We start from the raw sequence: 25,997 nt of genomic DNA, 5'->3' as shown, positions 1-25,997 counted from the left end.
CCGCGTGACTCTCCCCACACCCTGAAACCTCCCAGTAGACCCTCTCGGATCGATCCGGGGAAGCCCCTTGCACGGCGGCCCCGTACCATAGGACATAGCCGTGGCGCGTCCGCCCGGCGGGCGTAAGAGGAACTGACGCCGATTCCCACGATCCGAGAGAAGCGCAAGCCACCCATGCCCACGCGCCACGACATCCGTAACGTCGCCATCGTCGCCCACGTCGACCACGGCAAGACGACCATCGTCGACGCCATGCTCAAGCAGGCCGGTGCCTTCGCCGCCCACCAGCAGGTCGACGACCGAGTCATGGACTCGAACGACCTGGAGCGTGAGAAGGGCATCACGATCCTCGCCAAGAACACGGCGGTGAAGTACCACCCCAAGGACGGCGGGGCCCCGATCACGATCAACATCATCGACACCCCCGGCCACGCCGACTTCGGCGGCGAGGTCGAGCGCGGTCTGTCGATGGTGGACGCCGTCGTCCTCCTGGTCGACGCCTCCGAGGGCCCGCTCCCGCAGACCCGCTTCGTGCTGCGCAAGGCCCTCCAGCAGCGCAAGCCCGTCATCCTCTGCATCAACAAGACGGACCGCCCGGACTCCCGGATCGACGAGGTCGTCAACGAGACCTACGACCTGTTCCTGGACCTGGACGCCGACGAGGACCAGATCGAGTTCCCGATCGTCTACGCCTGCGGCCGCGACGGCATCGCCTCGCTGACCAAGCCGGAGAACGGCACGGTCCCGCAGGACTCCGACAACCTGGAGCCGTTCTTCTCCGCGATCCTGGAGCACGTCCCGGCCCCGTCGTACGAGGAGGACGCGCCGCTCCAGGCCCACGTCACCAACCTCGACGCCGACAACTTCCTCGGCCGCATCGCGCTGCTCCGCGTCGAGCAGGGCGAACTGCGCAAGGGCCAGACGGTCGCGTGGATCAAGCGCGACGGCACGATCTCCAACGTCCGCATCACCGAGCTGATGATGACCGAGGCGCTCACCCGCAAGCCGGCCGAGGTCGCCGGCCCCGGTGACATCTGCGCCGTCGCCGGTATCCCCGACATCATGATCGGCGAGACCCTGGCCGACCCGGAGAACCCGATCGCGCTGCCGCTGATCACGGTCGACCAGCCGGCCATCTCGATGACCATCGGCACGAACACCTCGCCGCTCGTCGGCCGCGGCGGCACCGGCAAGGGCGCCGAGGCCAAGTCGGCCGTCAAGGACCGCAAGGTCACCGCCCGCCAGGTGAAGGACCGCCTGGACCGCGAGCTGATCGGCAACGTCTCGCTCCGCGTCCTCGACACCGAGCGCCCGGACGCCTGGGAGGTCCAGGGCCGTGGTGAGCTCGCGCTCGCCATCCTGGTCGAGCAGATGCGCCGCGAGGGCTTCGAGCTCACCATCGGCAAGCCGCAGGTCGTCACCAAGGAGGTCGACGGCAAGATCCACGAGCCCGTCGAGCGCCTCACGGTCGACGTGCCCGAGGAGCACATGGGCGCCGTCACCCAGCTCATGGGTGTCCGCAAGGGCCGCATGGACAACATGTCGAACCACGGCTCCGGCTGGGTGCGCATGGAGTTCGTCGTTCCGTCCCGCGGCCTCATCGGCTTCCGTACGGAGTTCCTCACCAACACCCGCGGTACGGGCATCGCCCACTCCATCCACGAGGGCCACGAGCCGTGGTTCGGCACCCTGACGACCCGTAACAACGGTTCGCTGGTCGCCGACCGCGCCGGTGCGGTCACCGCCTTCGCGATGACCAACCTCCAGGAGCGCGGTGTCCTGTTCACCGACCCCGGCACCGAGGTGTACGAGGGCATGATCGTCGGCGAGAACTCGCGCTCCGACGACATGGACGTGAACATCACCAAGGAGAAGAAGCTCACCAACATGCGCTCCTCCTCCGCCGACTCCTTCGAGGCGATCGTGCCGCCGCGCAAGCTCTCCCTGGAGCAGTCGCTGGAGTTCTGCCGCGACGACGAGTGCGTCGAGGTGACCCCGGAGGCCGTCCGCATCCGCAAGGTCGTCCTGGACCAGAAGGAGCGCGGCCGCTCCGCCTCGCGCGCGAAGAACGGCTGACCTTCCCCGTCCGCCTCCTGAGGGGGCGAGCGGAAGATCACATTCAGGGCCCGGCCCCCCGTACCACGTACGGGGGGCCGGGCCTTTTTCCGGACGGACTCTCAACGTTTCGTCAACCTGGTTTCAGAAGCCGTCCGTCCGGTTATCGGCCGTCGCTCTCCGGAACGTGTGTTAACGGTCCGTTTCGTCGGTGTCTGTCTGTGCTCGCTTTGTCCGGATTTCGGGCTTCCCGGCCCTGGCGATGTTGTCAAACCGAGACCGCTTAAGTGTGGTTTACAGCCCGGTCGTACTTAATAGTTGGCTCCATTGAGCTCGGGTCAATGGGTCACGCACTGTGGGGAGTGCCGACTCACGAGCACACTGTGGGTACTTGGGTGAAAGGCCGTCAGGGGTGTCGGCTACCACCCGCAGTGCCCCTCTTGTAGTGACAAGTGGACTCATGAGGAGGAACTCCCATGCGCGGTGCCAAGAGCGCCAAGTGGGTAGTGGGCGCGATCGTCGTCGCCCTGGCAGCGACCGCCTGTGGCGGGGGTAAGAGCGACTCGGGCAAGGACGGCGCCGGCGCCATCGACCCGAACGGCATCTTCACCATCGAGAACGGTGAGCCGGAGAAGCCCCTGTACACGGGTGACACGATGGAGTCCTACGGCTCCGCGGTCATGAAGGGCCTCTACTCGACCCTCGTCGACTACAAGGCCGACGGCTCCCTGGAGATGGTCAACGCCGAGTCGGTCAGCACGACGGACTCCAAGACCTGGACCGTCAAGCTCAAGCAGGGCTGGACCTTCCACGACGGTACCCCGGTCACGTCCAAGTCCTACGTGGACGCGTGGAACTGGAACGCCAACGTCAACAACGCCATGGGCCTCGCGTCCTGGTTCGCTGACATCAAGGGCTTCGACAAGGTCCACCCCGAGGCCGAGGGCGCCAAGCCGACCGCGGACAAGCTCGAGGGTCTGAAGATCGTCGACGACAGCACCTTCACCATCGAGCTGTCGAAGGCCGTCCCGTACTTCGGTCACAAGCTCGCCTACATCTCCTTCGCGCCGCTGGCGGAGTCCTTCTACAAGGACACGAAGGCCGCGGGCCAGGCGCCGGTCGGCAACGGTCCCTACAAGTTCAAGAGCTGGGACCACAAGAAGCAGATCGAGGTCGTCCGCTACGACGGCTACAAGGGCCCGAACAAGGCGAAGAACGGCGGTGTGGTCTTCAAGAACTACACCGGCCTCGAGGCCGCGTACGAGGACCTGAAGTCCGGCAACCTGGACGTCATCACCCAGGTCGGCCCGAAGGACCTGCCGGTCTACCGCCAGGACCTCGGCGACCGTGCCGTCGACCAGCCGTACTCCGCGATCCAGACGATCGCCGTCGCCTTCTACGCCGACCAGTGGAGCAAGCCGAAGCCGGTCGACCCGCGGGTCATCCAGGGCCTGTCCATGGCGATCGACCGCGCCACCATCACCAAGACGGTGCTGAACGGCACGCGTGAGCCGGCGACCGGCTGGGTTGCCAAGGGCGTCCTCGGTTACCAGGAGAACGCGGCGGGCGACGTCACGAAGTACGACCCGGCCAAGGCCAAGGAGCTCATCAAGGCCGGTGGCGGCGTCCCCGGCAACAAGATCTCCATCCAGTTCAACGCCGACGGCGGTCACAAGGAGTGGGTGGAGGCGGTCTGCAACTCCATCCAGCAGGCCACCAGCATCCAGTGCGTGGGCGACAGCAAGCCGGACTTCCAGGCCGACCTGACGGCCCGTAAGACGAAGCAGGTCAAGTCGTTCTACCGGTCCGGCTGGGTGCTCGACTACCCGGTGAACGCCAACTTCATCTCGGACCTGTTCCGTACGGGTGCGGGCGGCAACCAGGGTGGCTTCTCGAACAAGGAGCTGGACGCGAAGATCGCGGCCGCCGACTCCGCGGCGACCCTCGACGAGTCCGTCAAGGCCTACCAGGCCATCGAGAAGGAACTCGTCAACTACATGCCGTCGATCCCCATGTGGTACTACAAGGTCAACGCGGGCTACTCGGAGAAGGTCTCCGGCGTGCAGTTCGGCCAGGACGGTGAGCCGATCCTGACCGGCGTCGAGGTCCACAAGTAAACCCAGAAGTAGTCCGCCTGCCGTGAACGAGCCGGCCGCCCGTCGGTCGGCCCGTCCCGGCGCCTAACGCAGTGGCTGGGGGGCCCTCCCATGACATCGCCGTGCCCGGATCCGGGTACCGAGTCACGGGAGGGCCCGTCGGCTGCCGCTGTGATATCTCAACGGAGGCATGATGGGGCGTTATGTCGCACGACGACTGCTCCAGATGATCCCGGTTTTCTTCGGGACAACCCTGCTGATCTTCCTGATGGTCTACAGCCTGCCCGGCGACCCCGTGGCGGGTCTGTTCGGCGACAAGGGCGCCGATCCGGCGACCCTGGAGGCGATCAGGCACAAGCTCGGTCTGGACCAGCCACTGTGGAAGCAGTACTGGGACTACATGACCGGCATCATCCTGCACTTCGACTTCGGCACCCAGATCCGGAACGACCGTCCGGTCACTGACGTGCTGGGTGACGCCTTCCCGGTGACGCTCCAACTGGCCGCGCTGGCCTTCGTCTTCGAGATGGTCTTCGGAGTGACGCTCGGCATCGTCGCCGGCCTCAAGGCCGGCCGCCTGGCCGACAACGTCATCCTGATCTTCACCCTGCTGATCATCTCGATCCCGGTCTTCGTCCTCGGCTTCCTCATCAAGATGGTCTTCGCCTTCCAGCTGGGATGGATGGAGCCGAACGTCAGCAACGATCAGCTGCTCTCCGAGATGATCGCCCCGGCCGTCGTGCTCGGTGGTCTATCGCTCGCCTATGTGGCCCGGCTGACTCGTACGTCCATGGCGGAGAACCTGCGCGCCGACTACATGCGCACCGCCATCGCCAAGGGCCTGCCGAAGCGCCGCGTCATCGGCGTCCACCTGATGCGCAACTCGATGATTCCCGTCATCACCTTCCTGGGCACCGACATCGGCGCCCTCATGGGCGGTGCGGTCGTCACCGAGGGCATCTTCAACATCAAGGGCGTCGGTGGTCTGATCTACGAGTCGATCACCCGCCGCGAGGGCTCGACCCTGGTCGGCCTCGTCACCATCCTGGTGGTCGTCTACCTGGTCACCAGTCTGCTCATCGACCTGCTGTACGCGGTCCTGGACCCGAGGATCCGGTATGCCTGACGTGACCAAGACCGTCGCCGCGGCTGGGGACGTCGTCGACACTCCCTCCGTCGCCGAGAACTCCACGTCCGCGCAGAAGCCGGAGAAGGCCCGCTCCCTGTGGGGCGACGCCTGGAGCGACCTGCGCCGCAACCCGTACTTCATCGTGTCGGCCGGGCTGATCGTGGTGCTGCTGACGATCACCGCGTTCCCGGGCCTGTTCACCAGCGCCTCGCCGACCGCGGGTGACCTCGGCCACCACTACATCGGCAAGCCCGAGCTGGGCAGTATCGGCTCCGAGGGCTGGCTCGGTTACGACATCCAGGGCCGTTCCGTCTACGCCCGCCTGATCTACGGCACCCGCGCCTCCATCATCGTGGGCGTAGCCGTCACGCTGATCGTCACGGTCGTCGGCGGCATCATGGGCATGATCGCCGGCTACTTCGGCGGCATCACGGATGCGATCCTCTCCCGGATCACCGACATCTTCTTCGGCATCCCGTTCATGCTCGGCGCCATGGTCATCCTGCAGGCCTTCACCGACCGCACCATCTGGGTCGTCGTGTTCGCCCTGGCCTTCCTCGGCTGGACGCAGATCACCCGCGTCATGCGCGGTGCGGTGATCACGGTGAAGCAGGCCGACTACGTGCACGCCGCGAAGGCGCTCGGCGCCGGCACGACCCGGATCCTGTTCCGGCACATCCTGCCGAACGCCATGGCCCCGGTGATCGTCGTCGCGACCATCGCGCTCGGCGGCTACATCTCGGCCGAGGCCACCCTGTCGTACCTCGGCCTGGGCCTCGCGTCCCCGACCGTCTCGTGGGGTGTCGACATCTCCGCCGGTGTCCAGGCGATCCGTACGTCGCAGCACATCCTGCTGTACCCGTCGATCATGGTGAGCATCACCGTCCTGGCGTTCATCATGCTCGGCGAAGCCGTCCGCAACGCCCTCGACCCCAAGCTGCGCTGAGGAGGGCGTACACGTGAGCACCATCGACAAGACGACGACCGTTCCGGCGCCGCGCGCCGGCGACGACTACAACGGTCCGCTGCTCGAAGTCCGTGACCTGCACGTCGAGTTCCACACCCGCGACGGTGTGGCCAAGGCGGTCAACGGCGTCAACTACTCGGTCAGCGCCGGTGAGACGCTCGCCGTGCTCGGCGAGTCCGGCTCCGGCAAGTCCGTCACGGCCCAGGCCATCATGGGCATCCTCGACATGCCGCCCGGCAAGATCCCGCAGGGCGAGATCCTGTTCCGCGGCCAGGACATGCTGAAGATGTCCAACGAGGAGCGCCGGAAGATCCGCGGTCGCCGCATCGCGATGATCTTCCAGGACGCGCTGTCCTCGCTGAACCCGGTCCTCACCGTCGGCTACCAGCTCGGCGAGATGTTCCGGGTCCACCACGGCCTGTCCAAGAAGGACGCCAAGGTCAAGGCCATCGAGCTGATGGACAAGGTCAAGATCCCGGCCGCCAAGGCCCGGGTCGGCGACTACCCCCACCAGTTCTCCGGCGGTATGCGCCAGCGCATCATGATCGCCATGGCGCTCGCCCTGGAGCCGGACCTGATCATCGCCGACGAGCCGACCACGGCCCTCGACGTGACGGTCCAGGCCCAGGTCATGGACCTGCTCGCGGAGCTGCAGCGCGAGTACAACATGGGTCTGATCCTGATCACCCACGACCTCGGCGTCGTCGCCGACGTCGCGGACAAGATCGCGGTCATGTACGCGGGCCGGATCGTGGAGCAGGCGCCGGTGCACGAGCTGTACAAGCGCCCGGCCCACCCGTACACCCGGGGTCTGCTCGACTCGATCCCGCGCCTGGACCAGAAGGGCCAGGAGCTGTACGCGATCAAGGGTCTGCCGCCCAACCTGCTCAACATCCCGTCGGGCTGCGCCTTCAACCCGCGCTGCCCCATGGCGAGCGACCTCTGCCACACCGAGGTGCCGGCCCTGGTGCCGGTCACCGAGCAGGACGGCGCCGAGCTGCCGGGCCGCAAGAGCGCCTGCCACTACTGGAAGGAGACGATCCATGGCTGAGCTCAGCAAGAACGACAACGCCGGGGGCGTGTCCGAGGCGGAGGCCGTGGCCGCCATCGAGGCTCCCGTCGAGCGCGGTGAGCCGATCCTCCAGGTGCGCAACCTGCAGAAGCACTTCCCGCTGACCCAGGGCATCCTCTTCAAGAAGAAGATCGGTGCGGTCAAGGCCGTGGACGGGGTCTCCTTCGACCTCTTCCAGGGCGAGACGCTCGGCATCGTGGGCGAGTCCGGCTGTGGCAAGTCCACGGTCGCCAAGCTCCTGATGAACCTGGAGCGGGCCACCGCGGGCGAGGTCTTCTACAAGGGCCAGGACATCACCCGGCTGTCCGGCCGCGCGCTGAAGGCCGTGCGCCGGAACATCCAGATGGTGTTCCAGGACCCGTACACCTCGCTGAACCCGCGCATGACGGTCGGCGACATCATCGGCGAGCCCTTCGACATCCACCCCGAGGTGGCCCCGAAGGGCGACCGGCGCCGCAAGGTGCAGGAGCTGCTCGACGTCGTCGGTCTGAACCCCGAGTACATCAACCGCTATCCGCACCAGTTCTCCGGCGGTCAGCGCCAGCGCATCGGCATCGCCCGCGGCCTCGCGCTCAACCCGGAGATCATCATCTGCGACGAGCCGGTCTCCGCCCTGGACGTGTCCGTCCAGGCGCAGGTCATCAACCTGATGGAGAAGCTGCAGGACGAGTTCAACCTGTCCTACATCTTCATCGCGCACGACCTGTCGATCGTCCGGCACATCTCGGACCGGGTCGGCGTGATGTACCTGGGCAAGATGGCCGAGATCGGTACGGACACCCAGATCTACGACCACCCGACCCACCCGTACACGCAGGCGCTGCTCTCCGCGGTGCCGGTGCCGGACCCGGAAGCCCGCGCGCACCGCGAGCGGATCATCCTCACCGGTGACGTGCCCTCGCCGGCCAACCCGCCGTCGGGCTGCCGCTTCCGCACCCGCTGCTGGAAGGCGCAGGACAAGTGCGCCACCGAGGTGCCGGTGCTCGCGATCCCGGAGCGCTTCCGCGGCCAGGACACGCCGGCGGCGCACGAGTCCGCGTGCCACTTCGCCGAGGAGAAGGACGTCGTCGGCGCGAGCTGATCACGTACCGAAGGCCGATGCGAAAGGCCCCCGCACCTCCCTGGAGGTGCGGGGGCCTTTCGTGTGTCCGGCCCCGGTTCATACGGACGCCGTAAAAATGCACTCTCCCGGCAAAGGGGTGATATTGGGGCCTAAGTAATACTGAGGACACATTCGGGAGGCACTCCATGCGCGGAGCCACGCACGCCAAGTGGGCCGCTCTGGCCACCGCAGTCGCCCTCGCGGCGACCGCCTGCGGCGGTGGCGACGACGGCGGCGGTGGTGGCGGTGGCGCCGAAGGGATCGTCAGCTCCTCCTGGGGCGACCCGCAGAACCCGCTGGAGCCGGCCAACACCAACGAGGTGCAGGGTGGCAAGGTGCTGTCCATGGTCTTCCGCGGGCTCAAGCAGTACGACCCGAAGACCGGCGCGGCCAACAACATGCTCGCCGAGAAGATCGACACCACCGACTCGACCAACTTCACCATCACCGTCAAGGACGGCTGGACCTTCTCCAACGGCGAGAAGGTCACCGCCAAGTCCTTCGTGGACGCCTGGAACTACGGCGCCAACCTGAAGAACAACCAGCGCAACGCGTTCTTCTTCGGCCAGATCGAGGGCTACGACCAGGTCCACCCCGAGTCCGGCGAGCCCACGGCCCAGACGATGTCCGGCCTGAAGGTGACCGGCCCCCAGACCTTCACGGTCAAGCTGACCCAGAAGTTCTCCACCTGGCCCGACACCCTCGGCTACGCGGCCTTCTCGCCGCTGCCCCAGGCCTTCTTCACGGACCACGCCGCCTGGGTCGCCAAGCCCGTCGGCAACGGCCCGTACACCATCCAGTCGTACGCCAAGGGCTCCCAGATGGAGCTGGTGAAGTGGGCCGACTACCCGGGCCCGGACAAGGCGCAGAACGGTGGCGTCACCCTCAAGGTGTACACCGACAACAACACCGCCTACACCGACCTGACGGCCGGCAACCTCGACCTCGTCGACGACGTGCCCGCCTCCCAGCTGAAGAACGTCAAGGCCGACCTCGGCGACCGCTACATCAACCAGCCCGCCGGCATCATCCAGACCCTCGCCTTCCCGTTCTACGACCCGGCCTGGAACAAGCCGGGCCAGGAGAAGCTGCGCACCGGCCTGTCGATGGCGATCGACCGCAAGCAGATCACCGAGACGATCTTCCAGAACACCCGCACCCCCGCCACCGACTGGACCTCCCCGGTGCTCGGCGAGGCCGGCGGCTTCAGCTCGACCCTCTGCGGCGACTCCTGCAAGTACGACGCGGCCGAGGCGAAGAAGCTGGTCGCCGAGGGCGGCGGCATCCCCGGCGGCACGATGAAGATCTCGTACAACGCCGACACCGGCTCCCACAAGGAGTGGGTGGACGCGGTCTGCAACTCCATCAACAAGGCCCTCGGCAACACCAAGGCCTGCGTCGGCAACCCCATCGGCACCTTCGCCGACTTCCGCAACCAGATCACCCAGTCCAAGATGCCGGGACCGTTCCGGGCCGGCTGGCAGATGGACTACCCGCTCATCCAGAACTTCCTCCAGCCGCTGTACTACACCGGCGCCTCGTCCAACGACGGCAAGTGGACCAACGCCCAGTTCGACCAGCTGGTCAACCAGGCCAACGCGGAGACCGACCAGGCGAAGGCCGTGAAGACCTTCCAGCAGGCCGAGGAGGTGCTGCGGGACCAGATGGGCGCCATCCCCCTCTGGTACCAGAACGGCAGCGCCGGCTACTCGGAGCGGGTCTCCAACGTGACCCTGAACCCGTTCAGCGTGCCCGTCTACGAACAGATCAAGGTCAGCTGACGCCGTAGCAGGTCGGCGGTGTACGGCCCGGCCGGCGGAACCCCCGCGCCGGGCCGTACGCCTTCCCTCAACCCCCGGAGCCCCTCATGGGTCGTTATGTGATCCGGCGCCTGCTGCAGATGATCCCGGTCTTCTTCGGCGCCACGCTGTTGATCTTCCTGATGGTGAACGTGATGGGCGACCCCATCGCCGGCCTGTGCGGCGACCGGGCCTGCGACCCGGCCACCGCCGAACAGCTGCGCAAGGAGTTCGGCCTCGACAAGCCGGTCTGGCAGCAATACCTGACCTACATGGGCAACGTCTTCACCGGCGACTTCGGCACCGCCTTCAACGGGCAGCCGGTCACCGAGCTGATGTCCACCGCGTTCCCGGTCACCATCCGGCTCACCATCGTCGCCATCTTCTTCGAGATCGTCATCGGCATCACCCTCGGCGTCCTCACCGGTCTCAAGCGCGGCCACCCCGTGGACACCTCGGTGCTGCTGCTCACCCTGGTCGTCCTCTCCATCCCCACCTTCGTCACCGGTCTGCTGGTCCAGCTGCTGCTCGGCGTCGAATGGGGCTGGATCAAACCGGCCGTCTCGCCCGAGGCCCCCTTCAACGAACTCATCGTCCCCGGCCTCGTCCTCGCCTCCGTGTCCCTCGCGTACGTCACCCGGCTCACCCGCACCTCGATCGCCGAGAACAAGCGCGCCGACTACGTCCGCACCGCGGTCGCCAAGGGCCTGCCGCGCCGCCGGGTCATCACCCGGCACCTGCTGCGCAACAGCCTCATCCCGGTGGTGACGTTCATCGGCGCCGACGTCGGCGCGCTCATGGGCGGCGCCATCGTCACCGAACGGATCTTCAACATCCACGGCGTCGGCTACCAGCTCTACCAGGGCATCGTGCGCCAGAACACCCAGACCGTGGTCGGCTTCGTGACCGTCCTCGTCCTGGTGTTCCTGATCGCCAACCTGCTGGTCGACCTCCTGTACGCCGTCCTTGACCCGAGGATTCGCTATGCCTGAGCCCGAGCCGTTTGAACCGCTGGAGTCGTACGGTGAGGAGGGTCGCGCCGTGGCCTCGACCGGCGCCGGAGGCGCGGCCGACTACGGCACCGCCGAGGCCGAGACCCTGGAGAGGAACCCCGCGCCGCCCGAGGAGACCGACCCCGGCGCCGCCGGCCCCGGCCCCGAGCAGAAGGCCCGCTCCCTGTGGTCCGACGCCTGGCACGACCTGCGCCGCAACCCGGTCTTCATCATCTCCGCCCTGGTCATCCTCTTCCTGGTGATCATCTCGATCTGGCCCCAGCTGATCGCCTCCGGAGACCCCCTCGACTGCGACCTGTCCAAGGCCCAGGAGGGCTCCCAGCCCGGCCACCCCTTCGGCTTCAACGGCCAGGGCTGCGACGTCTACACCCGCACCGTCTACGGCGCCCGCACCTCCGTCACCGTCGGCGTCCTGGCCACCCTCGGCGTCGCGATCCTCGGCAGCATCCTCGGCGGCCTGGCCGGCTTCTTCGGCGGCGGCTGGGACGGCGTCCTCTCCCGGATCACCGACGTCTTCTTCGCCATCCCCGTCGTCCTCGGCGGCCTGGTCTTCCTCTCCGTGGTGTCCAGCGCCACCGTCTGGCCCGTCATCGGCTTCATGGTGCTGCTCGGCTGGCCGCAGATCTCCCGGATCGCCCGCGGCTCGGTGATCACCGCGAAACAGAACGACTACGTGCAGGCCGCCCGGGCCCTCGGCGCCTCCAACTCCCGGATGCTGCTGCGCCACATCGCCCCCAACGCGGTCGCCCCCGTCATCGTCGTCGCGACCATCGCGCTCGGCACCTACATCGCCCTGGAGGCGACCCTGTCGTACCTCGGCGTCGGCCTGAAGCCGCCGACCGTCTCCTGGGGCATCGACATCTCCTCGGCCTCGCAGTACATCCGCAACGCCCCGCACATGCTGCTCTGGCCGGCCGGCGCGCTCGCCATCACCGTGCTCGCCTTCATCATGCTCGGCGACGCGGTGCGCGACGCCCTCGACCCCAAGCTGAGGTAGGGCCCATGCTGCTCGAAGTGCGCGATCTGCACGTGGAGTTCCACACCCGCGACGGCATCGCCAAGGCCGTCAACGGCGTCGACTACTCCGTCGACGCGGGGGAGACCCTGGCCGTGCTCGGCGAGTCCGGCTCCGGCAAGTCCGTCACCGCCCAGGCCGTCATGGGCATCCTCGACATCCCCCCGGGGAAGATCACCGGCGGTGAGATCCGCTTCCAGGGCCAGGACCTGCTCAAGCTCAAGGAGGACGAGCGCAGGAAGGTCCGCGGCGCCAAGATGGCGATGATCTTCCAGGACGCGCTGTCCTCCCTCAACCCGGTGCTCAGCGTCGGCGAACAGCTCGGCGAGATGTTCGTGGTCCACAAGGGGATGAGCAAGAAGGAGTCCCGGGCCAGGGCCGTCGAACTCATGGACCGGGTCCGCATCCCCGCCGCCAAGGAACGCGTCGGCCAGTACCCCCACCAGTTCTCCGGCGGCATGCGCCAGCGCATCATGATCGCCATGGCGCTCGCCCTCGAACCCGAGCTGATCATCGCCGACGAGCCCACCACCGCCCTCGACGTCACCGTCCAGGCCCAGGTCATGGACCTGCTCGCCGAGCTCCAGCGCGAACTCAACATGGGCCTCATCCTCATCACCCACGACCTCGGCGTCGTCGCCGACGTCGCCGACAAGATCGCCGTGATGTACGCGGGCCGGATCGTCGAACAGGCGCCGGTGCACGAGATCTACAAGGCGCCCGCCCACCCCTACACCCGCGGCCTGCTCGACTCCATCCCGCGCCTGGACCAGAAGGGCCAGGAGCTGTACGCGATCAAGGGCCTGCCGCCCAACCTCCTCGCCATCCCGCCCGGCTGCGCCTTCAACCCGCGCTGCCCGCTCGCCCGGGACCGGTGCCGCGTCGAGGAGCCGCCGCTGTACGACGTCACCGAATCGCCCGTACCGCGCTCCAGCGCCTGCCACTTCTGGAAGGAGTGCCTCCATGGCTGAGGCGATTCTCCAGGTCCGCGACCTGCACAAGCACTACCCGCTGACCCGGGGCATCCTCTTCAAGAAGCAGGTCGGTGCGGTCCGGGCGGTCGACGGCGTCGACTTCGACCTCACCGCCGGCGAGACCCTCGGCATCGTCGGCGAATCCGGCTGCGGCAAGTCGACCGTCGCGAAGATGCTCGTCAACCTGGAGAAGCCGACCTCCGGCACGATCAGGTACAAGGGCGAGGACCTCACGAAGATGTCGCCGCGCGCGCTGAAGTCCGTGCGCCGCAACATCCAGATGGTGTTCCAGGACCCGTACACCTCGCTGAACCCGCGCATGACGGTCGGCGACATCATCGGCGAGCCGTACGAGATCCACCCCGAGGTCGCGCCCAAGGGCGACCGGCGCCGCAAGGTGCAGGACCTGCTCGACGTCGTCGGCCTCAACCCCGAGTACATCAACCGCTATCCGCACCAGTTCTCCGGCGGCCAGCGCCAGCGCATCGGCATCGCCCGCGGCCTGGCCCTCCAGCCCGAGATCATCGTCGCGGACGAGCCGGTCTCGGCGCTCGACGTGTCCGTGCAGGCCCAGGTCGTCAACCTGCTCGACCGGCTCCAGAGCGAGTTCAAGCTGTCGTACGTCTTCATCGCGCACGACCTCTCCATCGTCCGGCACATCTCCGACCGGGTCGGCGTCATGTACCTGGGCCGGATCGTCGAGATCGGCACCGACGCCGAGATCTACGACCACCCCACCCACCCCTACACCCAGGCGCTGCTCTCCGCCGTGCCCGTGCCGGACCCGGACGCGCGCGAGCACCGCGAGCGGATCCTGCTCACCGGCGACGTGCCCTCCCCGGCGAACATCCCCTCCGGCTGCCGTTTCCGCACCCGCTGCTGGAAGGCGCAGGAACGCTGCGAACTGGAGGTCCCGCTGCTCGCCGTGCCGGCCGTCTTCCGCCTCACCGACACCCCGGCCAAGCACGACTCGGCCTGCCACTTCGCGGAGGAGAAGGTGGTGGTGCCGCCGGAGGAGCCGGGCGAGGCCGGCGAGGAGCCCGGCGTCGGCCAGGAGCCCGGCGAGGAGCCGCCGGGCTCCAAGTCGCTGTGAGGGGACCGCATTAACAGCGCCGCAACACCGGTGAATCGGTTCCGATATACGGACGCGGGACGCTGATCGGCGTACGGCCGTGCGGGTGCCGTAGGCCGGCCGGGGCGGCGCACGCGGCGCCCCGGCCGGCCGCCCGCCCCGCTCGCCGGGCCTCCCCGATGTCTCGACTTGACGCACACGCACCCCGCATATGCGGAACCGCTTGTTTCGGCCGATGGCGACCGTGAGTATCGGCCTCGTGACAGTGACACGAACGGCACGTCTCACCGGCGCCGCACTGTGCGCCGCGCTCGCCCTCGTCACCCTCGTCTGGCTGCTGCGCGACCTCGCGACCTTCGGGCCCACCGCCGAACTGCTCTGGTACTGGGCGGGCGACCACGGCTTCCGCCTCCAGCCCACCGCGGCCACCACCCTCGTCGACCCGCTGCTGCTCGCCGCCTACGCGGTCACCGCCGTCGTCGCCCTGCGCTCCCCGCTCGCCGGGTCCGCGATGGCCGTCACCGGACTCACCACCCTCGGCCTGCGCCTGCCCGGACTGTGGGCCTCCGGCGTCGAGGCCCTGGTCGGCACCATGATCGTGCTCGCCCTCGGCGGCGCCCTGGTGGTCACCGCCGCCGCCGGCCGTGAGCCCGCAGGCCGCGAGCCCGCCGGCCGGGCCCCCGGCGACCCCGCGGCCCCCGGGACCCCCGACCGTCCCCGTACCGGACCCGCCGTCACCGCCGGTGTCCTGTGCGCGCTCGCCGGGCTGATGTGGGCCGCCTGGGAGATCCGCTGGGCGACCCTGCTGCCCGTCGAGTACACCGTCGGCCGCTACACCGGCGGCCGCTCCCTGCTCCTGCCCACCCTCGCCGTCCCGCCCGGCTGGCTGAACGCCGTCCTCGTCCTGCTCCTCCTCGCCGCCGCTGGCAGCGCCTTCGCCCGCGCCCCGCACACCCGCCCGCTCGGCCTCCTCGCCGGCCTGCTCCTCGCGGGCGTCGGCGCGGGCGGCACGGCGGCCGCCCTGCGCCAGAGCTGGCACACCTACGTGCCCGAGCAGGACATCTACTCCCTGGCGTACGACATCGGCTGCGGCTACTCCCTGCTGGCCGGCCTCTCCGTGCTGCTCCTGCTCGCCCGCCCGGGCCGCCGCCGCACCCCGTACCGCCCGGTCGCCGCCCTCCCGCCGGCGCCGCCCGCGCACCGCCCGCCGGGCTGGTGATCAGCCCAGGCCCAGCGACCGCTTCAGGAAGTCCACCTGCAGCAGCAACAGGTTCTCCGCCACCTGCTCCTGCGGCGTCATGTGCGTGACGCCCGACAGCGGCAGCACCTCGTGCGGGCGGCCCGCCGCGAGGAGGGCGGAGGAGAGCCGCAGGGTGTGCGCCATCACCACGTTGTCGTCGGCGAGACCGTGCACGACCATCATCGGCCGGGCCGGCTCCCGGGGTTCGGTGAGGCCGGTGTCGGACATCAGCGAGTTCGCCGCGTAGACGTCGGCCTCCTCCGCGCCCTCCTCCGGCAGGCCCAGATAGCGCTCGGTGTAATGGGTGTCGTAGAGCCGCCAGTCCGTGACCGGCGCGCCCACCACGGCCGCGTGGAACACGTCTGGGCGGCGCAGCGCCGCAAGCCCCGCCAGATAGCCGCCGAAGGACCAGCCGCGGATCGCGACCCGGCCGAGGTCCAGCGGGAAGCGCCCGGCGAGCGCCTGCAGCGCCTCGACCTGGTCGTCGAGGGTGAGCGTGAAGTCGCCGCTGATCGCCTTCTCCCAGGCGGGGGAGCGGCCCGGGGCGCCGCGCCCGTCGGCCACGATCACCGCGAAGCCCTGCTCGGCGAACCAGCGGGACGTCAGATGCGGGTTGTGGGCCGCGACCACCCGCTGCCCGTGCGGACCGCCGTACGGGTCCATGAGCACCGGCAGCGGCCCGTCGCCCTCCCGCCACGTCGAGGGCAGCAGCACGGCGCACGGGATGCGCCGCTCGCCCGCCTCGACGAGCGTGATGTCCGCGGAGAGCGCCGGCCGCTGCGCGTACGAGACGACCTCGGCGAGCCGCTTGCCGTCCCGCAGCACGCGTACGGTGCTGCCGGGCGCGTCCGGGCGGGCCGAGGACAGCACGGTGACCGCGCCGGCACCCGAGCCGGACCGTACGGCCGAGTGCACCCCGGGCCCCTCCGAGACCCGCTCCACGCCCCGTTCACTCACCCGGTACACATGGATCTCACCGGTCTCCGGAGCAGCGTCTTCCTCCGCCGCCTCACCCTTCGACGCCGAGATCAGGACATCTTCCGCGCCGACGTCGAGCACCGCCCGTACGTGCAGCCGCGCGTCCGTCAGGGCCCGGTCGCCGACCGCCAGGACCCGCACGCCGTTCCGGTCCACGATCCGTACCAGCCGCCCGTCCGGCGTCCACGCCGGCACCCCGCCGAACAGCTCCAGCCACACCGGGTCCTCGTCCACCTGCAGCGTCCTGGTCGCCCCCGTCTCCGGATCGACCGTCAGACACGCCTGACTCCGCTGGTCCCGCGCCTGTACGAGGAGCAGCGGCGCACCGCCGGACGACCAGTGCACCCGGGCCAGGTAGGGGAAGACGGCCCGGTCCCACAAGACCTCGGTGCGATTTCCGGTCAGATCCACGACGAAGAGCCGGACGTCCGCGTTCGGCGTCCCCGCCGCCGGGTACGCGACCGCCTGCGGCTCCCGCTCCGGATGCGCCGGATCCGCGATCCACCAGCGTCGTACGGGCGACTCGTCGACCCGCGCGACCAGCAGCCGGTCCGAGCCGGGCGCCCACCAGAAGCCCCTCGACCGGCCCATCTCCTCCGAGGCCACGAACTCGGCGAGCCCGTAGACGACTCCGTCCTCCCCGTCCGCCGGCTCGGCGAGCGCCCGGTCGCCGGTGCCGTCCGCCCCGGTCACCCGCAGCGCGCCGCCCGCCGCGTACGCCACCAGACGCCCGTCCGGCGAGGGCCGCGGGTCCACCACCGGACCCGGCACCGGCAGCTCGCGGGCCGTGCCCGCCCGCAGCTCCGCCGTGAACAGGCGCCCGGAGAGCGCGAACGCCGCCAACTCCGCGGCCCCGTCCACCGCATAGCCCACGATCCCCGCCGAACCCTCCCGGCTGCGCTCCCGCCGGGCCCGCTCCTCCGCCGACAACTCCTCGGCGGCGCCGCCGAGGAGCGCCTCCGGGTCGGCCGCGAGCCGCTCGACCGGTCCGTCCGGACCGCCCGGACCGCCCGGACCGTCCAGGTCGAGCACCCACAGCCGGTGCGAGCGGTCCGTGCCCGAACCGGACCGCACGAACACCACGCGCCCGCCGTCCGGCGCCACGGTGAACGCGCGCGGTGCGCCGAGGGTGAACCGCTGTGTCCTGGCGTACTGGCGGGGGAACGAGGCCTGCTCGTGCGACGAAGTCATGTGACCGAAACTAGCGTCCGTGCGCCCCCTCATGCCTCCGTACACCGATCGATGCGATGGCACGGATAGTTATGATCCGTAGCGCTAGGTGGGTAAGCATCCATCGGGCACATGCCAACCGAACGTCCGACCGAAGAAACGTCCGACCGAAGAAGTGTGGAGGTGAACCGCCGTGGCACTCTCGATCTCGGTGGTGGTGCTGCTGGCGATCGTCGTCTTCCTGCTGATCCGGAAATCCGGACTCAAGGCCGGTCACGCGGCGATCTGCGCGCTGCTCGGCTTCTATCTGGCGAGCTCGTCCATCGCCCCGTCCATCAGCACCCTCACCACGAACGTGGCGAGCATGATCGGCGGCCTCAAGTTCTGACCTGCCGGTCTTTCCCCGGCCCCGCCTCCCAGGGCCTGTCCGGCGGATCATGGCCGGGTCCGCGACGCCTGGCACGGCACCTCGCCGCGTTGCCGAAGCGCCCCGATAGCTCCGCTATCGAGACGCTCCGGCGCCTTGCGATGCACCGCACCAGACCCCGCGGCCTGTCCGACCCTGATCCGCCGGACAGGCCCTACGCGTCTCGTAGGGTGGGGCCATGACGGTTCTCCCAGCCCGTCGTCTGCTCCTGGTGCACGCGCACCCCGACGACGAGTCGATCAACAACGGCGCGACCATGGCCAAGTACGCGGCCGAGGGCGCCCTCGTGACCCTGGTGACCTGCACCCTGGGCGAGGAGGGCGAGGTCATCCCGCCCGAGCTCGCCCACCTCGCACCCGACCGGGAGGACCGGCTCGGCGCCTTCCGGGTCGGCGAACTCGCCGCCGCCATGAAGGAGCTGGGCGTCACCGACCACCGCTTCCTCGGCGGCCCCGGCCGCTTCCGCGACTCCGGGATGATGGGCGCCGAGCAGAACCGCCGCCCCGGCGCCTTCTGGAACACCGAGGTCGACGCGGCCGCCCCGTACCTCGTCGAGGTGATCCGCGAGACCCGCCCGCAGGTCCTCGTCACCTACGACCCCGACGGCGGCTACGGCCACCCCGACCACATCCAGGCCCACCGGGTCGCCATGCGCGCTGCCGACCTCGCCGCCGACCCCGGCTACCGCCCGGAGCTCGGCCCCGCCCACGCCGTCGCCAAGATCTACTGGAACCGGGTGCCGCGCCCGGTCGCCGAGGCCGGCTTCGCCCGCCTCGCCGCCGAGGGCTCCGTGTTCCCCGCCGACGCCGTCCTCGGCGACGTGCCCGGAGTGGTCCCCGAGGAGCGCGTCACCGCCGAGATCGCGGGCGGGGAGGCGCACACCGCACGGAAGACCGCGGCCATGGCCGCCCACGCCACCCAAGTCGCCGTCGACGGGCCCTTCTTCGCGCTCTCCAACAACCTCGCGCAGCCGATCTTCACCACCGAGTACTACGAGCTGGTGCGGGGCACCTCCGGTGCGCCCGAGGGCACCCGCGAGACCGACCTGTTCGCGGGTCTCGAAGATACGGAAGGGCTGGGCGGTACGGAAGGGCTGGGCGGTGCGGAGGAGGTGGCGGGCGCATGACCGGATCCGACCTCTCCTCGGGCGCCCGATACGCCTGGTACGCGGTGCTTCTGGTCCTCGGCGTACTCGTCGGTTCCGCCGGATCCCTCGTCCAAGCCGCCTGGTTCCCGGCCGGTTTGCTGCTCGCCCTGCTCGCCTCCGGAGCCGTCTTCTACGGCGCCCGGCGCGCCACCGGAAACCAGCTCGGCGTCGCCGCGGCCGGCGCCGGCTGGCTCGTCGCCATCATCCTGCTGAGCTTCGGACGCCCGGAAGGTGACGGTCTGTTCGGCGGCGGCATCGGCGAGATGGTCTTCCTGCTCGGCGGCATGGCGGTCGCTGTGATGTGCGCCACGATGACCCGCATGGCCCGACCGGGCGCGTGAACAGGCCGACTTGACGCGAGAGTGTCTTGACTTCGGCCGGATTGCCCGTGGCGGATCCACGCCGGGCCGGGTGCGGATCGGCGGCGGCCAGTATGGTGGTGCGCGCCGTCGACCGCCCGGATCACCACGAGCATCAGCAAGAGCGGGCGGCGGAGCCAACCGGGAGATCCTGCTTTGAGTCGTGAAACTGGTCGAGAGACTGACAGTTCGTCCTCCGGCGCCCAGGGGCGCGGCGGGGCCGCGTACCCCTCGGGCACCCCGCCGTACGGTCTGCGCGGCGATCAGGAGGCTGCCCCGGAGAACGGCGCCGCCGCCGGGCCGCCCGAGGAGCCCAAGACCGAGACCACGCTGACCACCCGGATCCGGATCAACATCCCGGGTTCGCGGCCGATCCCGCCCGTGGTGGTCCGCAAGCCGGTCGGTGACGCGGACCGCGCCGCCGGCGCGGCCGAGACCCCGGCGGAGGAGCAGCGGGCCGCCGAGCCGCCGCTGCCCACCCGGCCGGCCCCGGCGCGCCAGGCACCCGCCCCGGCCCCCGCGCCCGTGCGCGAGCCGGAGGCCGCGGCCCCGGCCGAGCCGGGCGCCGGTGGTGCCGGCGAGGAGCGGCCGACCAGCAGCTGGTTCGCGCCGCGCAAGCCGTCCGCGGCCAAGGCCCCCGAGCCGCCGGCCCCGCAGCAGCCCGCCGCCCCCGCCCCGCAGGCCCCGGCCCCGTCGGCGCCCGCCCCGGCCGCCCCCGGCTTCGCGGGCTCCGCAGGCGACGGCGTCCCGTCCGTGGGCAGCACCACCCAGAGCATGCCGGTGGTCACCCCGCTCACCGGCGGCCCGGCACCCACGCCGGCGGGCGGCACCCCGCGCTACGACGGTCCCGTCCCCGGTGACCCCTACTACGGCAACGGCAACCCGCTCTACGACAACGGCCCCGGCCACACCCCGGCCGGCGGCACGCCCGTCGTCGACGCCGCCGCGCCCCCGGCCGGGCCGACCACCGGCCCGGTCACCGGCAGCAGCCCGGTCGCCGGCCCCGACCAGCGCCGGGGCGCCGCGCCGCGCCGGCCCATGGCGCCGCGGATGTCCGACGACACCGCGATCCTCACCCCGCAGCCCCCCGCGCCGGTGCCGCCCGGCGGTCCGGGGCTCGGGGAGTCGGGTTACGGGGAGCCGGGCCACGTCTCCGGCTCGACGCTCACCAGCGGCATGCCGGTCGTCCCGCCGGCCGGGCCCGACCTGACCCCGCGCATCCCCGAGCGCGCCGAGCCGGCCGCCGCCGCGCCCCGGAGCGCCGCCAAGCCCGCGCCGAAGCCCGCCCCCGCCCCGGCCAAGAAGGGCCGCTCCAAGCTCGTCCTCGTCGGCGTCGGCGTGGTCGGCCTGGCCGGCGTCGCCTACGGCGCGGGCCTGCTCCTCAACCACTCCGACGTCCCCAAGGGCACGACGGTCCTCGGCGTCGACATCGGCGGCGGTACGAAGGAGGAGGCCGTCGCCAAGCTGGACGCGGCCCTCGGCAAGCGCGCCCACGCCCCGCTGCAGCTCAACATCGGCGGCGCCAAGGCCGAACTCGCCCCGGACAAGGCGGGCCTCGCCCTGGACGCCCAGGAGACCGTCCGCGCCGCCGCGGGCAGCGACTACAACCCGGTCTCCGTCATCGGCTCCCTCTTCGGCGGTACGCGCGAGGCGAAGCCGGTCTTCCCGGTGGACGACGAGAAGCTCGCCGTCGCCCTCACCGACCTGGCCGGCACCTCCGGCTCGGTCACCGAGGGCACCATCGTCTTCGCCCCGAACAAGGTCACCGCGGTCGAGGGCAAGGCGGGCAAGGGCCTGGACATCCAGCGCTCCATGATCTCCGTCAAGGACGCCTACCGTTCCCAGGTCGAGACCGGCCGGCCCAACACCGTCGAGCTCCCCGTCGTCACCCGCCAGCCGAGCGTCACCAAGGACGAGCTGGACCGGGCGATGGAGGAGTTCGCCCAGCCCGCGATGTCCGACAAGATCACCATCAACGCCGGCACCAAGCACATCGACTTCGGCCCGGCCCGGTCCCTCCCGAAGATCCTCTCCATGAAGGCCGTCGACGGCCGCCTGGTCGAGGTCTACAACAAGCAGGCGATCACCGAGCTCCTCGACGGCGTCTTCGACGGCATCATGATCACCAAGGCCGACGGCACCAAGCACCAGGTCAACGCCGACGACGTCGCCTTCGTGATGCGCGACGCCCTGCGCGGCAAGACCAAGGCCGAGCGCACGAAGACGATCGACCTGAGCGGCGAGGGCTGACGGGCCCGACGTCCCCCGGTCTCTCGTCCGAGGAGCCCCACCCGCGCCCGCGGGTGGGGCTCCGAGGCTTCTGCAAGGGCCTGCGGCCGGTGGGGCTCGTGCGGTGGATCCGCACCCGGCCCGCCGCCTAGTTCAGCAGCGCGCGTGCCGCCTTCGCGCGGCGGCGGATGGTTTCCGCGGCGCTCGGTTCGACGGCGTCCATGATGGTCGCGTAGGCCTCCATCTCCGCCGCTCCCGTCAGGAAGTCGCCGCGCTGCACGAGGAGCTCCGCGCGCTCGTAGCGGAGGCGGGCCGGGTGGGAGGGGAGGAGCAGGGAGAGTTCGACGGCCCAGAGGGCGACGTCGGAGCGTTCGGGGCGGGGGGAGGCCCAGGCGCGGATGTTGTTGAGGACGCGCAGCACGATGGCCGGCGGGGTCGCGGGGCGCAGCATCGAGGGGTCGAGGGCCTCGCCGGTGGCGCTCGTGACGATGAGCTCGGCGTCGGTGCCGGTCATCGCGCGGCCGCCGGCGAAGGGGTCGGCGAGGTGCAGCTCCGCGGGGTCGCCGAAGCCGACCACGAAGTGGCCGGGCAGCCCGAGGCCGTACACCGGCGCGCCGGCCCGGCGGGCCACCTCCAGCCACACCACGGACAGCAGGATGGGCAGGCCCCGCCGGGTCCGCAGCACCTCGTGGAGCAGCGAGGACTCCAGCCGCTGGTAGTCCGCGGGCACGCCCTGGAAGCCCTCGCGGCGCCCGAGCAGCTCGGCGAGCGCCGCGACCCACGCGTCGGCGCCGCGGGTCCCGTACGGGACGAGCCCGGCGAGCCGGTCGAGTTCGATCTCGGCCTCGTCGAGGTCGGCCTCGGTGACGTCCGGATCGGCGACGGCGCACAGCAGCAGGCACAGCCGGGCGAGGTCGGGCCGCTCGGACCTGGCCTCCTCGGCGAACTCCCGCCGCCAGTCCGGCATGCGCCCTTCGGTCATGCGCCCGTCCATCGGTAGTGGTGGTAGTGGTGATGGGTGGTGAAGCCCATCCCGTCGTACAGCGCCCGCGCGCCGTGGTTGTCCGACTCCACCTGGAGCCAGGCCGCCGACGCGCCCTCGTCGAGGGCCTTGCGGGCGAGCGCGGTCATGACGGAGCTCGCCATGCCCCGGCGCCGCTGCTCCGGGGCGACCTCGACCGCCATGAAGCCGGCCCAGCGGCCGTCCACGACGAGGCGCCCGATCGCCGCCGGCACGGCCCCCGCGTTGTCTTCCGTGCCCGGTATGGACGCGAACCACACACTCGGCCCGCCGCCGAGCACCTTCGTGACGTGCGGGCCCGGCTCGCCGAAGCGCTGGTAGCGGCGCAGCCAGGCCTCGTCGAAGCCGCGCCCGACCCGTACCGCCGAGATGTCGGCGTCCAGGTCGCCGATCGGGGCGAGCGCCGCGATCCGCAGCCCGGCGGTGACCTCGCGGGTCCAGCCGCGCCGGTCGAGTTCCGCGCTCAGCAGCTCCTGGGTGTCCGCCGCGCCGGTCGCGGTCTGGATGTACGCGGGCAGGCCGCGGGCCGCGTACCAGTCCCGTACCCGCTCGAGCGCGGCGTCGAGCGGGAGGCCCGGATCGCCCAGCGGCAGCACGGAGTTGGCCCGGCGGGTGAATCCGGCGGCGGCCCGCAGGGTCCACTCGCCGAGCGGCTCGCTCTCCAGGGGCGGCCAGGCGCGCGCGGCGGCGCGGGCGAGCTCGGGGAAGCCGGCCGCGGGACCCCGGCGGCGGGCCGGGGCGGCGGGGACGGTCTTGCCGGCGACGAGGGCGGATTCCGCGATCCGGACGGCTTCGCCGGTCCTGCGTGTGATCAGCAGCACACCCGCGTCCCATGATGTGAGAACCCCGACCGCGTCGGTGAACTTCTCACCCGGGGCGGCCGACTCCGTCACGTACCGAACAGAGACGCGTTTTCCCACGTCAGCCGCCGTAATGCGGACCTCGAGCCGTCCTCCACCGGTGAATTCCACAGCTTCTGCGCCCCTCCTGTTCGGATCGTCCCCAAGAACGGAGATACTAGGGGCGGGCATCGACGACACCGCGCTCCCGCGCAGACCAGCCCTATCGAGGAGGAACGACAGCGTGACCTACGTCATCGCGCAGCCTTGTGTCGACGTCAAGGACAAGGCGTGCATCGAGGAGTGCCCCGTCGACTGCATCTACGAGGGCCAGCGGTCCTTGTACATCCACCCGGACGAGTGCGTCGACTGTGGGGCCTGTGAGCCGGTGTGTCCGGTAGAGGCGATCTTCTACGAGGACGACACCCCGGAGGAGTGGAAGGACTACTACAAGGCGAACGTCGAGTTCTTCGACGAGCTCGGCTCGCCCGGTGGCGCCTCCAAGCTCGGCCTGATCGAGCGCGACCACCCCTTCATCGCCGCCCTGCCTCCGCAGAACGGCTGATCGGACGATCACCACTGATCCACCACCCTCGGTCCCGTACGGCGTCGCCGCCGCTGTACGGGACCGTTGTGTTCTCCGTACGTACGAGGAAGTGAGCCCCACCGTGAGCGCCCCCGTCTCTTCGCGCCTGCCCGTCTTCCCCTGGGACAAGCTGGAGCCCTACAAGGCGACCGCCGCCGCCCACCCGGACGGCATCGTGGACCTGTCCGTGGGCACCCCGGTCGACCCGGTCCCCGCGCTGATCCAGGAGGCCCTGGTGGCGGCGGCGGACTCGCCGGGCTATCCCACGGTGTGGGGCACGGCCGCGCTGCGCGACGCGATCAGCGGCTGGTGCGAGCGGCGCCTGGGCGCGGTCGGCTTCGCCCACGAGAACGTGCTGCCGGTGGTCGGCTCCAAGGAGCTGGTGGCCTGGCTGCCGACCCAGCTGGGGCTCGGGGCGGGTGACGTCGTGGCGTACCCGCGGCTCGCCTACCCGACGTACGAGGTGGGCGCGCGGCTGTGCGGCGCCACCCCCGTCGTCTACGACGACCCGACCACGGACCTCGACCCGGCCGGTCTGAAGCTGCTGTGGCTCAACTCCCCGTCCAACCCGACCGGCAAGGTCCTCGGCAAGGACGAGCTGGCCCGGATCGTGGCGTGGGCGCGCGAGCACGGCGTGCTCGTCTTCTCCGACGAGTGCTACCTGGAGCTGGGCTGGGAGGCCGAGCCGGTCTCGGTGCTGCACCCGGACGTCTGCGGTGGCTCGTACGAGGGGATCGTCGCCGTCCACTCGCTGTCCAAGCGCTCCAACCTGGCGGGCTACCGGGCGGCGTTCGTCGCCGGCGACCCGGCGGTCCTCGGCGAGCTGCTGCAGATCCGCAAGCACGGCGGCATGATGACCGCCGCGCCGGTCCAGGCCGCGACGGTGGCCGCGCTCGGCGACGACGCGCACGTGGCGGAGCAGCGCGAGCGGTACGCGGCGCGGCGCGCGGCGCTGCGGACGGCCCTGGAGGCGCACGGCTTCCGGGTCGAGCACAGCGAGGCCAGCCTGTACCTGTGGGTGACGCGGGACGAGCCGTGCTGGGAGACGGTGGCGTACCTGGCGGAGAAGGGCATCCTGGTGGCGCCCGGCGACTTCTACGGCGAGGCCGGGGAGCGGTTCGTGCGGGTGGCGTTCACGGCGACCGACGAGCGGGTCGAGGCGGCCGTGAAGCGGCTGGGCTGACGGCGCCGAAAGCGTGGCGAAGGCCCCGGAGAGCAGTGCTCTCCGGGGCCTTCGGGTGTGCGGCGACGGTGCGCCCGTGGCCGGGGTCAGCCGCCGATCGGCAGGCCGCCCATCAGCTGGCCGGTGGGCAGGCCGCCGAGCGCGCCGCCCGTCGGGGCCTCGGCCTTCTCGGTGACGGCGCCCGTGGTCTGGCCGACGGTGTCGGTCGCCTGGCCGGTGGCGCCGGTGACCTTCTGCGCGGCGGGCACCTTGTTCGCGACGCCGGTCGCGGTCTCGGTCGCGGTGCCGAGGGCGCCCTCGGCACCGGCCTTGTCCAGGGAGGTCAGACCCGTCAGCGCGCCGGCCGGCGCGAGCGACGGTTCCGCGGCGCTCGCGGTGCCGGCCGCCGCGACCACGGGGGCTGCTCCGGCCGCGACGATCAGGGCGGCGCGGGCGATCCGACGGGTCAGGGGGAGGGACATGGTGCTCCTTCGACGAGAGGACGTGTACGCGGTGACAACCGGCCCCGGGGCGGGGGAGGTTGC

Annotated in this window: 22 protein-coding genes; 18 read left to right on the top strand and 4 right to left on the bottom strand. The window is 70.6% G+C overall.

Annotated features, from left to right (window positions below; genetic code table 11):
- Window positions 1–174: 174 nt before the first annotated feature.
- The 12 genes from typA (at window position 175) to KV205_RS24255 (ending at window position 15,513) form a co-directional block, all read left to right on the top strand.
- Window positions 175–2,076: a translational GTPase TypA gene (typA, locus tag KV205_RS24310; protein WP_265866684.1), complete on the top strand. Its 1,902-nt coding sequence runs from the start codon at window positions 175–177 to the stop codon at window positions 2,074–2,076.
- A gap of 455 nt (window positions 2,077–2,531) precedes the next feature.
- The gene (locus tag KV205_RS24305; RefSeq protein WP_265866683.1) at window positions 2,532–4,172 is read left to right on the top strand and encodes an ABC transporter substrate-binding protein; all 1,641 of its coding nucleotides are present in this window, start codon (window positions 2,532–2,534) and stop codon (window positions 4,170–4,172) included.
- A gap of 172 nt (window positions 4,173–4,344) precedes the next feature.
- Window positions 4,345–5,277, top strand: a complete 933-nt coding sequence (locus tag KV205_RS24300) for an ABC transporter permease (RefSeq protein ID WP_265866724.1) — start codon at window positions 4,345–4,347, stop codon at window positions 5,275–5,277.
- A complete protein-coding gene (locus KV205_RS24295) occupies window positions 5,270–6,226 on the top strand; it encodes an ABC transporter permease (protein ID WP_265866681.1) in 957 nt (318 codons plus the stop codon). Before KV205_RS24300 ends, KV205_RS24295 begins: the two co-directional genes overlap by 8 nt.
- A gap of 13 nt (window positions 6,227–6,239) precedes the next feature.
- A complete protein-coding gene (locus KV205_RS24290; RefSeq protein WP_265866680.1) occupies window positions 6,240–7,298 on the top strand; it encodes an ABC transporter ATP-binding protein in 1,059 nt (352 codons plus the stop codon).
- Window positions 7,291–8,400: an ABC transporter ATP-binding protein gene (locus tag KV205_RS24285; RefSeq protein WP_265866678.1), complete on the top strand. Its 1,110-nt coding sequence runs from the start codon at window positions 7,291–7,293 to the stop codon at window positions 8,398–8,400. The genes KV205_RS24290 and KV205_RS24285 overlap by 8 nt, the downstream gene beginning before the upstream one ends.
- 167 nt (window positions 8,401–8,567) lie before the next feature.
- Window positions 8,568–10,202, top strand: coding sequence for an ABC transporter substrate-binding protein (locus tag KV205_RS24280; protein WP_265866677.1), 1,635 nt, complete (start codon window positions 8,568–8,570; stop codon window positions 10,200–10,202).
- An 86-nt stretch (window positions 10,203–10,288) separates the two neighbouring features.
- On the top strand, window positions 10,289–11,212 hold the full coding sequence (locus tag KV205_RS24275; RefSeq protein WP_265866676.1) for an ABC transporter permease: 924 nt from the start codon (window positions 10,289–10,291) through the stop codon (window positions 11,210–11,212).
- On the top strand, window positions 11,205–12,230 hold the full coding sequence (locus KV205_RS24270; protein ID WP_265866675.1) for an ABC transporter permease: 1,026 nt from the start codon (window positions 11,205–11,207) through the stop codon (window positions 12,228–12,230). The genes KV205_RS24275 and KV205_RS24270 overlap by 8 nt, the downstream gene beginning before the upstream one ends.
- 5 nt (window positions 12,231–12,235) lie before the next feature.
- Complete coding sequence (locus KV205_RS24265; RefSeq protein WP_265866674.1) at window positions 12,236–13,219, top strand: ABC transporter ATP-binding protein; 984 nt, start codon at window positions 12,236–12,238, stop codon at window positions 13,217–13,219.
- A complete protein-coding gene (locus KV205_RS24260) occupies window positions 13,212–14,315 on the top strand; it encodes an ABC transporter ATP-binding protein (protein WP_265866673.1) in 1,104 nt (367 codons plus the stop codon). The genes KV205_RS24265 and KV205_RS24260 overlap by 8 nt, the downstream gene beginning before the upstream one ends.
- A 238-nt stretch (window positions 14,316–14,553) precedes the next feature.
- Window positions 14,554–15,513, top strand: coding sequence for a hypothetical protein (locus KV205_RS24255; RefSeq protein ID WP_265866672.1), 960 nt, complete (start codon window positions 14,554–14,556; stop codon window positions 15,511–15,513).
- Here the strand turns inward: KV205_RS24255 and KV205_RS24250 are convergent, their stop codons facing one another.
- A complete protein-coding gene (locus KV205_RS24250; protein ID WP_265866671.1) occupies window positions 15,514–17,703 on the bottom strand; it encodes an alpha/beta fold hydrolase in 2,190 nt (729 codons plus the stop codon).
- 172 nt (window positions 17,704–17,875) lie between these two features.
- Between KV205_RS24250 and KV205_RS24245 the strand changes: the two genes are divergently transcribed.
- The 4 genes from KV205_RS24245 to KV205_RS24230 all read left to right on the top strand — a co-directional run bounded on the left by KV205_RS24245 (window position 17,876) and on the right by KV205_RS24230 (window position 21,865).
- On the top strand, window positions 17,876–18,070 hold the full coding sequence (locus tag KV205_RS24245; protein WP_046911704.1) for a hypothetical protein: 195 nt from the start codon (window positions 17,876–17,878) through the stop codon (window positions 18,068–18,070).
- Between the two features lie 217 nt (window positions 18,071–18,287).
- Window positions 18,288–19,235, top strand: a complete 948-nt coding sequence (gene mshB, locus KV205_RS24240; RefSeq protein WP_265866670.1) for an N-acetyl-1-D-myo-inositol-2-amino-2-deoxy-alpha-D-glucopyranoside deacetylase — start codon at window positions 18,288–18,290, stop codon at window positions 19,233–19,235.
- Complete coding sequence (locus KV205_RS24235; protein WP_265866669.1) at window positions 19,232–19,597, top strand: DUF6113 family protein; 366 nt, start codon at window positions 19,232–19,234, stop codon at window positions 19,595–19,597. Before mshB ends, KV205_RS24235 begins: the two co-directional genes overlap by 4 nt.
- A 174-nt stretch (window positions 19,598–19,771) precedes the next feature.
- On the top strand, window positions 19,772–21,865 hold the full coding sequence (locus tag KV205_RS24230; protein WP_265866668.1) for a hypothetical protein: 2,094 nt from the start codon (window positions 19,772–19,774) through the stop codon (window positions 21,863–21,865).
- A gap of 127 nt (window positions 21,866–21,992) precedes the next feature.
- Here KV205_RS24230 and KV205_RS24225 read toward each other — a convergent pair whose 3' ends face one another.
- Together KV205_RS24225 and KV205_RS24220 are read right to left on the bottom strand one after the other, a co-directional pair.
- Entirely contained in the window at window positions 21,993–22,826 is an 834-nt protein-coding gene (locus KV205_RS24225) for a transglutaminase-like domain-containing protein (protein ID WP_265866667.1), read from the bottom strand.
- Window positions 22,823–23,836 carry a GNAT family N-acetyltransferase gene (locus KV205_RS24220; RefSeq protein WP_265866666.1) on the bottom strand — a complete coding sequence of 338 codons (1,014 nt, stop codon included), beginning with the start codon at window positions 23,834–23,836 and terminating at the stop codon, window positions 22,823–22,825. Before KV205_RS24220 ends, KV205_RS24225 begins: the two co-directional genes overlap by 4 nt.
- A 112-nt stretch (window positions 23,837–23,948) precedes the next feature.
- On the opposite strand from KV205_RS24220, the gene fdxA reads away from it, so the two are divergent.
- Complete coding sequence (gene fdxA / locus KV205_RS24215; RefSeq protein ID WP_010474859.1) at window positions 23,949–24,269, top strand: ferredoxin; 321 nt, start codon at window positions 23,949–23,951, stop codon at window positions 24,267–24,269.
- A 91-nt stretch (window positions 24,270–24,360) separates the two neighbouring features.
- Entirely contained in the window at window positions 24,361–25,473 is a 1,113-nt protein-coding gene (dapC, locus tag KV205_RS24210) for a succinyldiaminopimelate transaminase (protein WP_265866665.1), read from the top strand.
- 86 nt (window positions 25,474–25,559) lie between these two features.
- Here the strand turns inward: dapC and KV205_RS24205 are convergent, their stop codons facing one another.
- Window positions 25,560–25,934, bottom strand: a complete 375-nt coding sequence (locus KV205_RS24205) for an ATP-binding protein (protein ID WP_265866664.1) — start codon at window positions 25,932–25,934, stop codon at window positions 25,560–25,562.
- Between the last annotated feature and the right edge of the window lie 63 nt (window positions 25,935–25,997).

Origin of the sequence: Streptomyces sp. SKN60, from assembly GCF_026236535.1 — a bacterium.
Lineage (GTDB): Bacteria > Actinomycetota > Actinomycetes > Streptomycetales > Streptomycetaceae > Streptomyces.
The sequence above is the reverse complement of the archived record's forward strand: the minus strand, read 5'-3'. Positions and strand labels throughout refer to the sequence as shown.